Below are 12,065 nucleotides of genomic sequence, written 5' to 3'. Positions count from 1 at the left end.
GTCTCGGCAACCGTCGTGATCCAAGCAACACGTGAGGAACAGGTCAATGAACGACCGAGTCACTCAGCCCCTGATCGCCACGCCGGACGGAGAGGCGGAGCTTGCCCTCGTGGTCAGGCTGTCGTGGGAGGACGTGGCCGCGCTCGGCCAGGAGGCCGGTCGGTTGTCCGCCAGCATGCAGCGGCCCGTGACGCTGGACGAGGCGGTGAGCCACCGGCTGCGGAGCCGGCAGGCGGGGTCGCATGCGCGGCCTCAGCAGGCGCCGCCGATGCCGCCTTCGGCGGTGTCTTCTGCGCCTGCGGTGTCGACGGTGTCGTCGTTGCCTCGGTCGCCCGGTGAGCAGGCTCGGCAGGCCATAGAGAAGATCAATGGGAACGGGTCGGCTCAAGGGGCTTGAGCGGGGCCGTGTGGCCGCGGGTTCGTCGTGGCTGGTCGCGCAGTTCCTCGCGCCCCTGGGTGGGCTGAGGTTGTGCTTCGACCGGCCGCCGGTGGGGGCTGGTCGCGCAGTTCCCCGCGCCCCTGGGGGTGAGGGCTGAGGTGTCGTCTCGAACACCGGCCCGGTGACGGCTGAGCGCGCAGTTCCCCGCGCCCCTTACGGGGCGCTTCCTGCTCGTACCGCGATCACCGCCTTGCGGGCCGCTACCAGGATGGGGTCCCAGACCGGGGAGAACGGTGGGGCGTAGCCGAGGTCCAGGGCTGTCATCTGTTCCACCGTCATGCAGGCGGTGAGGGCCACCGCGGCGATGTCGACGCGTTTGGCGGCGCCTTCCTGGCCGACGATCTGGACGCCGAGCAGGCGGCCGGTGCGGCGTTCGGCGAGCATCTTGACCGTCATGGGGTCGGCGCCCGGGTAGTAGCCCGCGCGGCTCGTCGACTCGATGGTGACCGTCTCGAACCGGAGGCCCGCCCGGCGGGCGTCCTTCTCACGCAGGCCGGTCCGGGCGATCTCCAGATCGCAGACCTTGCTGACCGCCGTGCCCACGACGCCGGGGAACGTGGCGTAGCCGCCGCCGACGTTCGCGCCGATCACCTGGCCGTGCTTGTTGGCGTGGGTGCCCAGGGCGATGTGCCGTTCGCGGCCGGAGACCAGGTCGAGGACCTCGACGCAGTCGCCGCCCGCCCAGATGTTCTCGTGCCCACGCACCCGCATCGCCAGATCGGTCAGCAGCCCCCGGTGGTCGCCGAGCGGCAGCCCCGCGGCCTCGGCGAGCGCGGTCTCGGGACGTACGCCGATGCCGAGGACCACCACGTCCGCCGGGTACTCGGCGTCCTCCGTGGCCACCGCGCGGACCCGGCCGTCCTCACCGGTGAGGATCTTGGTGACCTCGGCGTCGTTCACCATCGTGATGCCGAGGCCCTCCATGGCCTCGTGCACCAGACGGCCCATGTCCGGGTCGAGCGTTGACATGGGCTCCTGGCCACGGTTGACGACCGTCACCTCGTACCCGCGGTTGATCAGCGCCTCGGCCATCTCCACGCCGATGTAGCCCGCGCCGATCACCACCGCGCGGCGGCCCGCCGTACGGGCCAGCGTGTCGAGGAGGGCCTGCCCGTCGTCGAGGGTCTGCACGCCGTGCACCCCGGGCGCGTCGATGCCGGGCAGCCGCGGCCGCATCGGATGGGCGCCCGTCGCGAGCACGAGCTTGTCGTACGACGTCCACTCCTCGGCACCCGACTCCAGGTCCCGGGAGCGTACGCGGCCGCCCTCGACGTCGAGTTCCGTGACCTCCGTACGCATGCGCAGGTCGATCCCGCGCGCCCGGTGCTCCTCCGGTGACCGGGCGATCAACTGGTGCCGGTCCGTGACGTCACCGCCCACCCAGTAGGGGATGCCGCACGCCGAGTAGGAGGTGAAGTGGCCCCGCTCGAACGCCACGATCTCCAGCTCGTCGGGGCCCTTCAGACGGCGCGCCTGGGACGCGGCGGACATGCCCGCCGCGTCCCCTCCGACGACCACCAGGCGCTCTTGGGAACGGCTCGCACGGCTCATGCTCATACGAACACGCTACGGGGGTCCCGCATTTCGGTCCTGCTCAGGATCGCGCCGATTCGCCCGGGTCCACTCAGTCCTTGTCGCCGCCCTCTCCCCGGACCGGCGGGGCGACCGGCAGCGAACTCGCGCCCGCGCCGCTCGGCGCCGCCGCGACCGGGCGGGCCGGCGTCCGGCCGCGCAGGAAACGCACCCACAGGAACAGCAGCAGCGCCGCGCCGACCAGGAAGGGCAGGATCGCCCCGAGAGCCAGCGCGATCCAGCGGAACATGGTGACGAACGCGTCCCAGCCGCCCCCGAGCGCGTCCGCGAACCCCGGGGCGTCGTCCTCGGCGACCTTCTTCACCGGTGTCTCGGACAGCGACAGGGTGATCGTGGCCAGGCTCGTACGGTCCTTCAGGGAAGCCTGCTGGGCCAGGAGCGACTCCAGGTCGGCCTGACGGGTGCTCAACTCGCCCTCAAGAGTGACCACATCGCTCAGCTTGGTCGCCTGGTCCATCAGCTCGCGGATCCGCACCACACTGGCGCGCTGCGACTTGATCCGGCTCTCCACGTCGACGACCTGCTCCGTGACATCCTCTGCCTTCGCCCTGCGGTCGAGGAGCTTGCCCGAGCCCTCCAGCTCCGTGAGGACCTCCTCGTACTTGTCCGAGGGCACCCGCAGGACGACACGGGAGCGTTCGCGGCCCTTGGAGTCGCGGTCCGTGGTCTCGTTGCCGACCATGCCGCCCGCGTTCTCGACCACCGTGCGGGTCTCGGCGAGGGACTTCGGCACGTCCTTGACCTGCACGGTCAGGGACGCGGTGTGGATGATGTGGGCGGTCAGCCTCGGTGCGGCGGCCTGCTCCTTCCTGCCGCTGCCCGCGGCGCTGTCGGCCGCGCCCACGCCCGCCTCGTTCGCACCCGGGGCGCCGGCGGCCTTGTCGGAATCCGAGCTCGCGCTCCCGCTGTCGTCCGCGCCCGTGCATCCCGTCAGGGCGAGGGCCGCGGCGAGGCACAGCGCCGAGAGGATCTGGACAGGTCGTGCGGATCGGTGCCTGGTCGTACCACTGCCACGCGTCTGCATATCGGCTTACCCCCGAGGGTGTCGTGATGACTGACGCTCCTACGACGCGCGACCCCCGCGAGACGTTGGCCGGATCCGGTCCCGAAGAGGTCACGGTCCGGACTCGTCATGGACACCCTCACGGGCCCGCTCACCGGCACCTTCACCGAACACCTTCACGGGCACCGGGGCCCGCGGGACTGTCGGTGGGGTCTGGGACAGTGGAGACATGCACGCAGACACACGTACGGGCACGGGTCATGTCGTCGTCATCGGGGGCGGTATCGCCGGTCTGGCCGCCGCCCACCGGCTGCTGGACGGCGGGGCGCGCGTGACCGTGCTTGAGGCCTCGGACCGGCTCGGTGGCAAGCTGCTGCCCGGTGAGATCGCCGGCGTCCGGGTCGACCTCGGCGCCGAGTCGATGCTCGCCCGGCGGCCCGAGGCGGTGGCCCTCGCCCGCGAGGTGGGCCTCGCCGACCGGCTGCGGCCGCCCGCGACGGCGAGCGCCTCGATCTGGACGCGCGGGACGCTGCGGCCCATGCCCAAGGGCCACGTCATGGGTGTCCCCGGAGACGCGGCCGCCCTCTCCGGAGTCCTCTCGGAGGAGGGCCTGCGCCGGATCGAGCGCGACCGCGACCTGCCGCGCACGGAGATCGGCGACGACGTGGCGGTGGGGGAGTTCGTCGCCGCGCGCCTCGGCCGCGAGGTCGTCGACCGCATCGTCGAGCCACTGCTCGGCGGTGTCTACGCGGGCGACGCGTACCGCATCTCGATGCGCTCGGCCGTCCCCCAGCTCTTCGAGGCGGCCCGCACGCACACGTCGTTGACAGAGGCCGTCCGCGAGATCCAGGCGAGGGCGGCGAAGAGCCAGCAGACGGGACCGGTCTTCACGGGCATCGAGGGCGGCATCGGCGGGCTCCCGCTCGCCGTCGCGGAGTCGGTGCGCGCCCGGGGCGGCGACATCGTCACGGGGGCACCGGTGACGGAGCTGCGGCGGGTCGAGGGCGGGACGGCCGGGACGGCTGAGGCGGACGGCACCGGGCCCTGGCGCGTCGTCGTCGGTGGCGTCGCCGGTGGTCGCGTCCTCCAGGCCGACGCCGTCGTCGTGGCGGTGCCCGCCGGTGCCGCGGCCCAGCTGCTCGGCGCCGAGGCCCCGGCCGCCGCGGCCGAACTCGCGGCCGTCGAGTACGCCTCCATGGCACTGATCACCCTCGCCTACCGTCGCGACGAGATCGCCCTCCCCGAAGGGAGCGGTTTTCTGGTGCCGCCTGTTGACGGGCACACCATCAAGGCCTCGACGTTCGCCTCCCAGAAGTGGGGGTGGATCGCGGAGGAGGACCCGGACGTGGTGGTCCTGCGCACGTCCGTCGGGCGCTACGGAGAGACGGAGATCCTCGACCGGGACGACGCCGGCCTCGTCGACGTGTCACGGCACGACCTGCGCGAGGCCACCGGCCTGCACGCCGATCCCGTCGAGACCCGGGTGACCCGCTGGACCGACGGACTGCCCCAGTACCCGGTCGGGCACCACGCGCGCGTGGCCCGCATCCGCGAGCACGTCGGCAAGCTGCCGGGGCTCGCCGTCTGCGGAGCGGCGTACGACGGTGTCGGCATCCCGGCCTGTATCGCGAGCGCGAACGCGGCCGTGGACAAGCTGACCGGCGACCGCGCAGGACTGACGGACGCCCTGATCACGAACCCGGTGCAGAGCCTGCACGGCGGAGCGGGAGAATAGCCCCATGAGTGACGACGCCCCCACCACCGGCCAGGCCAGGACTCCGAACGCCGGCAAGAAGGCCAAGGACCTCAACGAGGTCATCCGCTACACCCTCTGGTCCGTGTTCAGACTTCGAGACGTCCTCCCCGATGACGCTGCGCGCGCCGGTTACGCGGAGGAGGTCCAGGAGCTCTTCGACCAGCTCGACGCCAAGGACGTCACGGTCCGCGGCACGTACGACGTGTCGGGGCTGCGCGCCGACGCCGACCTCATGATCTGGTGGCACGCCGAGACGTCCGACCAGCTCCAGGAGGCGTACAACCTCTTCCGTCGTACGAAGCTGGGCCGCGCGCTGGAGCCGGTCTGGTCGAACATGGCGCTGCACCGGCCGGCGGAGTTCAACCGCTCGCACATCCCGGCGTTCCTCGCCGACGAGACGCCGCGCAACTACATCAGCGTGTACCCCTTCGTGCGCTCCTACGACTGGTACCTGCTGCCGGACGAGGACCGTCGCCGGATGCTCGCCGACCACGGCAAGATGGCCCGTGGGTACCCGGACGTGCGTGCCAACACGGTTGCCTCGTTCTCGCTCGGTGACTACGAGTGGATGCTCGCCTTCGAGGCCGATGAGCTGTATCGCATCGTGGATCTCATGCGGCACCTGCGTGCGTCCGAGGCCCGGATGCACGTCCGGGAAGAGGTGCCGTTCTACACCGGGCGGCGGAAGTCCGTTGCCGAGCTGGTCGCCGGGCTCGCGTAGCCGCTCCGCGGGAGGGCCGGTACGTCTGCCGCGGGTGCGTGGGGGCTGGTCGCGCCCACGCGGCGGAGCCGCACACAGATGCAGCCCCGCGCCCCTACTGGGGCGCGACCGGACTCGGCTCCTTGTGCGGCGCGCAGGTCGCGCGTCGCTCCGGGAGCCTGCCCTCCAGCAAGTACGCGTCCAAGTAGGCGTTGACGCACGCGTTGGAGGCGCCGCCGATGCCGTGCGAGCCCGATGCCCGTTCGGTGACCAGGGCCGAGCCGGACAGGCGGCGGTGCAGTTCCAGGGCGCCGGTGTACGGGGTCGCCGCGTCTCGTTCGGCGGCCAGGATCAGCGTCGGCGGCAGCTCGCCTGGTGACGTGCGTACGTCGAGCGGACGCTGCCGGGACAGTGGCCAGTAGGCGCAGGGCAGGTTCGTCCAGACGTTGTCCCAGGTCTCGAACGGGGCCACGCGTGCCAGCCGGGTGTTGTCGCGGTCCCAGGTGTGCCAGGCGCGCGGCCACGGCGCGTCGTTGCACTCGGTGGCGGTGTAGACCGCCTTGCTGTTCTCCTGCTCCTCCGCCGCGTCCGGGTTCGGCCCCGCCTGCCGGATCAGCGGCTGCGGGTCGCCCTTCAGATAGGCGGAGAGCGCCAGGGCGCGCTGCGGCCAGTAGTCGTCGTAGTACCCGGCCTGCAGGAACGTGCTCTGGAGCTGACCCGGACCGACCTTGCCGCCCGCGGGTTCGGCGGCGAGCCGTGCCCTCGCCCGCTCGTAACTGCGCAGCACCTCCTCCGGCGTGCGGCCCAGCCCGTACACCTTGTGGTGCTTGGCGATCCAGGTGCGGAAGTCGGCCCAGCGGCCCTCGAAGGCGGCCGACTGGTCGAGGTTGTTCCGGTACCAGACCTTCTCCGGGTCCGGGTTCACGGCCGAGTCGAAGACCATCCGGCGTACGTGCGAGGGGAACAGCGTCGCGTACAGGGAGGCGAAGTACGTACCGTACGAGGCGCCCATGAAGGTCAGCCTGCGTTCGCCGAGGGCGGCGCGCAGGACGTCCAGGTCGCGGGCGTTGTTGAGCGAGGAGAAGTGCCGGATCTCGCGCCCCGACCGCTCGACGCAGCCCCGCGCGTACGCCTTGGCCCGCGCGATGCGTTCCTCCTTGTACGACTCCGAGGGGTACGTCGGCGACTGCGAGGGACCCTTCAGGAGCCGTTTCGGGTCCTGGCAGGAGAGCGGCGCCGAGCGGCCGACCCCGCGCGGGGCGTAGCCGACGAGGTCGTACGCCCCGGCGATGCGCTTCCACTCGGGGATCATGCCGATCAACGGGAAGTACATGCCGGAAGCGCCGGGGCCGCCGGGGTTGAACACCAGCGAGCCCTGCCGCGGGACCGGCCGTTTGCCGTCCTTGCCGGTGGCCTTCACCCGGCTGACGGTCAGTTTGATCTTCTTGCCCTCGGGGTGCGCGTAGTCGAGCGGCACCTCCACCGTGCCGCACTGCAGGCTGCCCGGGGTGTCCTGCTCCTCCGAGCAGTTGCCGAACCGGATGCCTTCGTCGGCGGCGCGCCGGGCGGCGACCGCCGTGCCGTGCAGCTCTGCCCGGCCGAACGAGGTCTGGCCGAACGAGGTCTGGGCGCTGCCCGCGGGGGCGGCGACGACGGCGGTCAGAACCAGGGACCCGGCCGTTCCGTAGAGGGCGGCAGCTCGCATCGCGTTCCCTTCAGTGCACGGCAGCAACAAAAGGGATATTTCGTTTGGTACTTGGCGAAGTAAAGCACCGGCCCGCCGGTGTCGGCCCAATGACCCCGATGCGCGTCCGGCGCGCGTCCCGGGCGCGCTCTAGGCGTGCGGTTCGCGGTGCGCGAAGGCCGCCCGCAGATCCGGTTCGCCGATCGCGCGGATGCCGCGTACGGCCACGGTGGTGAGGTACGTACGGTCGTCGCTGCCGGTGTCCGCGCGGCGGGCCAGGGCGCTGAGCAGGTGCTGGCCGGCCGGGGACGCCCAGCGCGTGTAGGGGTGGACCTCGATCCGGGCGATGGCGAGGCAGCTCAGGGTGAGGATGAGCGGGAGCGTGAACCAGATGGCCACCAGGGGCCGGTTCTCCTGCGCCTGAGCAGGCATCAACAGGGCGACCGCGCCCAGCACCAGCACGGCCGCCGCCGCGGCCCGCACCTGGCGGACGGCGCCCGCGACGGTGGTGCGGGCGCCGTCGGGCACGGCGAGGCCCGCCGCGACGAGGCGGTCGGCGAGGACGCGTACGGACTCCGCGGCGGCCGCGGTCGTACGCACCGGCGCGATCCGTGACTGTCCGTCCGGGCCTATCGCGCCCAGCACCGAGCGCTCCATCTCGTCCCGGCCGCGCGGGTCCACGACGGTCGCCCAGCCCGTGTGGGCGAGCAGCAGACGGCGCTGGCGGGCCATCGACACCAGTGTCAGATCGGCGACCCGCGCGGGGCCGCCCGACAGGAACGCCGCCTCGTAGAGCGTGAGACCGCGGCCGCTGAACCGGTCTGTCTCGTCGACGACGGCGGCGGCGTGGACGGAGGCCAGACACAGACGCGTACAGGTGGTGCCGGCCGCGACCCAGGCCAGGAGCAGGAGGAGGACCCAGAACATGCGGGATTTCTATGCGAAGGAGGCCGGGGCGCGCCACGGCTTGTTCACAATTTGGACGGAGCGTCGTCACAGTGTGACGTTTCGCTTCGCTGTGTTCCGGTTGTCAGGGCTTCTTGTTCCCGGACTTGTCCTCGTCGTTCGAGGCCTCGGACTTCTTGGGCTCCTTGGTCTCCTTCGGCTCGTCGTCCTCCGGCGGGCGGCTCGTCGCGGGCGGCGGCAGGGTGTACGTCGGCGAGGGGGAGGGGGCGGCCGGGGACGGGGAGACCGGGACGGGCGGGCTCGGGGAGTCCGTCGGACCGGGCGGGGCCGGGGAGTTGGTGAGCGGCGGCGGGCTCGCGGTGGCCGCGTCCAGGGCCAGGGCGTCGAAGTCGACGAGACCGGTGGCCTCCAGGACCGTGATGTGGTCCAGGACCGTGGTGTTCGCGTCGTCGGCGAGGCCCCGGACGAGCGAGTTGCGGGTGCTCGCGCGGACCTGGGCGACCAGGCCGAAGACCTTGCCGTGCGCCTTGCGGAGGATGTTCGCGAACTGGACGTCGTATTCCTCGCCCTGTGCCGCGCTCAGCGTGCCGAGCCACGCCTGCTGCTGCTCGTTGGGCTGGTTGGGCAGCTGAAGTCCGAGCTGCGAGGCCACTTCGCGCACACGCTCGTCCAGGAACGTGTGGCCCTCCACGAGGTGCTCGCCGGCCGTCTTGACCGCCTGGGTCGTGCCGCGTTCCTCGGCCTGCTGGCCGGCGGGCAGCTCCCACAGGCCCGCGAGCCGCACCTTGGTGACGAACTCCCGGTCCAGCGCGGACAGCGGACCGTACCTCGTCGACAAGGTCTGGGCGTTCAGCGTGTCCACACCGGTGCCCGACCGGTCCGAGTACGACCAGATCGGGAAGACCAGCGCCACGAGGGTCGCCGCCAGGCCCGTGACGATGAGCCCGGTGCCGCTGAACAGTCTGCGGCTGTTGATGGATCGCATGGTGCCTCCTGTTGCGGCACCGCACGTTAGTGCGCTTCGGGTCGGGGCTGGAATATTACTGCGCGGTGTACGTCAACTGAGGTACGGGTTCGGACGGTTGCCGTGCGAATCCGGACAGACGGTTGCAGGTGGGGTGTTTTCGCAGGTGGACGCGGTGTCGCGCCGCGCGGACGACGACGGGCGGGCTTCCGCGCACCACGCGCACACGCGGGGTGCGCCCGGCGCCGGCCGGATGCGAGCCCGCGCGCCCGGCCGTCGGGGCAGGGGCACTGAGCAGGCAAGGGGCCCACGGTTCTGTACAGATCAGGCACCCATGTCTCCCGGTGAGCGATGTCACGCGGTGACGAAGGCCTCTACGCCCGGCGTCGACTCGTTCTCAACGCCCCGGCGGGACCGGTCAGCGCTGCGGCGGGACGCGCCTCATCGCCTCAGCAGTACCCGCCGCGTGGCGCGGGCCAGCCGGGCCGCCGGGTGCTGCGACAGCGGCGCAGGTCCCGAGCGCTCCAGCCACCAGTCGCTCACCCGCCGCCGTACGTCCGGGTCGTCCAGCCGGCCGCCCAGCAGCAGATGCTCGGCGAAGTCCAGCGCGTCACGCCGGTAGCCGCCGCTCATCGGGTGGCCGTGCGCGTACGCGACGAACGCCTTGCGGTACGCCCCCGCCAGAATCTCCGGCAGCTCGGGCGCGACCTTGGCCACGACATCGGCCCGCTTGCCCGCCAGCGCCCGGGCCTGCACCGAGAGCCGGGTCCCGTCGAAGCCCTCCGGCACGGGCGTCCCGGCGACCAGCGCGGACAACAGGGCCGCCTGCGCGAGGGCGAGCCGCTGGCGGGAGGGGTCGGTGGACGGTGATGCCTTGCGCGCGTCACCGGAATCCGGTCGGTCGCCGCCATCCGAGGTGTCGCCGGAATCCGGTCCGGTCGTTCCGGAGGCGTCGGACGAGGCATCGGCGGACACCTGCGGGACCACCGAAAGGGCCCCCCTCTCCACCGTCTCCCGGATCGCCGTCAGCTCTCGTTCCAGCTCGGCCGGGGCGGGGAAGTTCTCGTCGCGCTCCAGGAGCACGCCCGGCGGGCGGACCCGGGAGGACAGGTCGGCGAGGATCGCGAGGACGGCCGGCGGCACGGCGTGGGCGTGGCTGTCGTGCCAGACACCGTCGCGTTCGAAGCCGCCGGCGACATGGACGTACGCGATCGCCTCGACGGGCAGTTCGTCCAGGGCCTTGGCGGGGTCCTCGTCGCGGTTGACGTGGTTGGTGTGGAGGTTGGCCACGTCGATGAGGAGGCGTACGCCGGTGCGGTCGGCCAGGTCGTACAGGAACTGTCCCTCGGTCATCTCCTCGCCCGGCCAGGAGATCAGCGCCGCGATGTTCTCCACCGCGAGCGGCACGGGCAGCGCGTCCTGGGCGATGCGGATGTTCTCGCAGAGGACGTCGAGGGCGTCCCGGGTGCGGGGGACGGGCAGCAGATGCCCGGCCTCCAGGCGGGGCGAGGCGGTGAGGGCCCCGCCCGCGCGGACGAACGCGATGTGCTCGGTGACCAGAGGGGAGCCGAGCGCCTCGGCGGCCGCCGCGAGATCGGCGAGCTTTCCCTCGTCGGGACGGTCGGCACCGCCGAGGCCGAGCGACACCCCGTGCGGAACCACCGTGACGCCGCGCTCGCGCAGCCGCACCAGCGACTCGGGCAGATGCCCCGGGCACACGTTCTCCGCGACGGCCTCGACCCAGTCGATGCCGGGCATGCTCTCCACGGCCGCCGCGATCTCCGGCCGCCACCCGATTCCCGTACCCAGGTGCTTCATCGCGTCCCCCTCCTTCACCACGGCTTCACCAGGACCTGTGCGTCGTCTCCTTCGACGGACCTGTTGTTCCGGCGTGACGGGGTCATGGCCCCGGGAAGCGGGGCCGAACCCATCGGCGGGGACGTTCAGAGCAACATTTGAGCTTCGGGACGCGGACGGCGGTCACGAACCACTACGGAGTGCGCTCGGCATCCGGTTGTTACGGCGTGGCCGCGGCGTCCGGGTCCTCGGGGTCCGGACGGTTCGTGTTGACCGTGCCCGGCTGCCCCGGCGAGGGCCTCGACGTGGTGTCGATGTCACCGGTCGCCTCCACGGGCGGCGCCGCGCCCGGGGTGACCCCCGCGGCCGGCGGCGGCGGGCCGCTCGGGCTGGCCGTCGAGCCGGCCACCGAGTCGTTGGCGATCGCGTCGAAGTCGACCGCGCCGGTCTTCTCCAGGACCGTGATGTGGTCGAGCACGGTCTGGTTGGCGTCCGAGGCGAGCTGACGCACCAGCGTGTTGCGCGTCTGGTTCCGGACCGTGCCGATCGCCGGGAAGATCTTGCCGTGCGCGGACCGGAGAAGGTTCGCCCACACCTTCACGTAGTCCGCGTCCGACGCAGCGGTCATCTGGTTCAGCCAGCCCTGCTGCTGCTCGTTCGGCTGGTTCGGCAGTTCGACGCCGAGGTCCCGGGCGACGCCGCGTACCCGCTTGTCGAGGTCGGTGTGGCCGACGATCAGGTGGTCGGCCGCCTCCTTCATCGCCTCGCCGGGGGCCCGCTCGAGTGCCTGCTGCGCTGCGGGAAGCTCCCACAGGCCGGCCAGTCGGACGCGGACGATCAGGTCGCGGTCGGTGGCGGTCAGCGGCCCCCAACGCGTCGGTACGGTTCCGGAGGCGAGGTTCGCCTGCCCCGTACCGGCGCGGTCGGCGTACGACCACACCGGGAACGCGAGCGCGCCGAGTGTGCCGACGAGTGCCACGATGACGAGGGCCGTGCCGTTGATACGCCGCAAAGGTGCCTCCCGGGATATGCCAACTGGTCGTTGGGAATCTGTACTTGGCCAGCGCAGGGAGATACGTGCGGGGCGGTCGGTGTGTTCAACGGTCGATGTTTGGTGAGTCACTTTTGTTGTTCGGGCGTGGGGGGGGGGGGGGGGGGGGGGGGGGGGGGGGGGGGGCGGGGAGGGGGGGGGGGGGGGGGGGGGGGAGAGGGGGGGGAGGAGA

Annotated in this window: 10 protein-coding genes; 3 read left to right on the top strand and 7 right to left on the bottom strand. The window is 72.0% G+C overall.

Features of this window, described 5'->3' with window-relative positions; translation table 11 throughout:
- Window positions 1-46: 46 nt before the first annotated feature.
- Complete coding sequence (locus tag ACZ5VQ_RS41865) at window positions 47-397, top strand: hypothetical protein (RefSeq protein WP_469109593.1); 351 nt, start codon at window positions 47-49, stop codon at window positions 395-397.
- A 195-nt stretch (window positions 398-592) separates the two neighbouring features.
- Here ACZ5VQ_RS41865 and ACZ5VQ_RS41860 read toward each other — a convergent pair whose 3' ends face one another.
- The gene (locus ACZ5VQ_RS41860) at window positions 593-1,996 is read right to left on the bottom strand and encodes an FAD-dependent oxidoreductase (RefSeq protein ID WP_469109592.1); all 1,404 of its coding nucleotides are present in this window, start codon (window positions 1,994-1,996) and stop codon (window positions 593-595) included.
- A 67-nt stretch (window positions 1,997-2,063) separates the two neighbouring features.
- Window positions 2,064-3,056: a DUF4349 domain-containing protein gene (locus ACZ5VQ_RS41855; RefSeq protein WP_469109591.1), complete on the bottom strand. Its 993-nt coding sequence runs from the start codon at window positions 3,054-3,056 to the stop codon at window positions 2,064-2,066.
- Window positions 3,057-3,264: 208 nt separating this feature from the next.
- On the opposite strand from ACZ5VQ_RS41855, the gene hemG reads away from it, so the two are divergent.
- Both hemG and hemQ read left to right on the top strand, forming a co-directional pair.
- Window positions 3,265-4,770 (top strand): protoporphyrinogen oxidase, encoded by a 1,506-nt coding sequence (hemG, locus tag ACZ5VQ_RS41850; protein WP_469109590.1) that lies wholly within the window; start codon window positions 3,265-3,267, stop codon window positions 4,768-4,770.
- A gap of 4 nt (window positions 4,771-4,774) precedes the next feature.
- Window positions 4,775-5,512: a hydrogen peroxide-dependent heme synthase gene (gene hemQ, locus ACZ5VQ_RS41845; RefSeq protein WP_469109589.1), complete on the top strand. Its 738-nt coding sequence runs from the start codon at window positions 4,775-4,777 to the stop codon at window positions 5,510-5,512.
- 94 nt (window positions 5,513-5,606) lie between these two features.
- On the opposite strand, the gene ACZ5VQ_RS41840 is transcribed toward hemQ, so the two are convergent.
- From ACZ5VQ_RS41840 to ACZ5VQ_RS41820, 5 genes are all read right to left on the bottom strand, one after another.
- A complete protein-coding gene (locus tag ACZ5VQ_RS41840) occupies window positions 5,607-7,196 on the bottom strand; it encodes an alpha/beta hydrolase (protein WP_469109588.1) in 1,590 nt (529 codons plus the stop codon).
- Window positions 7,197-7,325: 129 nt separating this feature from the next.
- Window positions 7,326-8,102: a TIGR04222 domain-containing membrane protein gene (locus ACZ5VQ_RS41835; protein ID WP_469109587.1), complete on the bottom strand. Its 777-nt coding sequence runs from the start codon at window positions 8,100-8,102 to the stop codon at window positions 7,326-7,328.
- Between the two features lie 103 nt (window positions 8,103-8,205).
- A complete protein-coding gene (locus tag ACZ5VQ_RS41830) occupies window positions 8,206-9,066 on the bottom strand; it encodes a DUF4142 domain-containing protein (protein ID WP_469109586.1) in 861 nt (286 codons plus the stop codon).
- Window positions 9,067-9,486: 420 nt separating this feature from the next.
- Window positions 9,487-10,863, bottom strand: a complete 1,377-nt coding sequence (locus ACZ5VQ_RS41825; RefSeq protein WP_469109585.1) for an MbnB/TglH/ChrH family RiPP precursor modification enzyme — start codon at window positions 10,861-10,863, stop codon at window positions 9,487-9,489.
- Window positions 10,864-11,062: 199 nt separating this feature from the next.
- Complete coding sequence (locus ACZ5VQ_RS41820) at window positions 11,063-11,854, bottom strand: DUF4142 domain-containing protein (RefSeq protein WP_469109584.1); 792 nt, start codon at window positions 11,852-11,854, stop codon at window positions 11,063-11,065.
- Window positions 11,855-12,065 lie beyond the last annotated feature (211 nt).

The organism is Streptomyces sp. NPDC033178, assembly GCF_055577685.1.
This window is presented reverse-complemented; position numbering and strand designations above follow the sequence as displayed.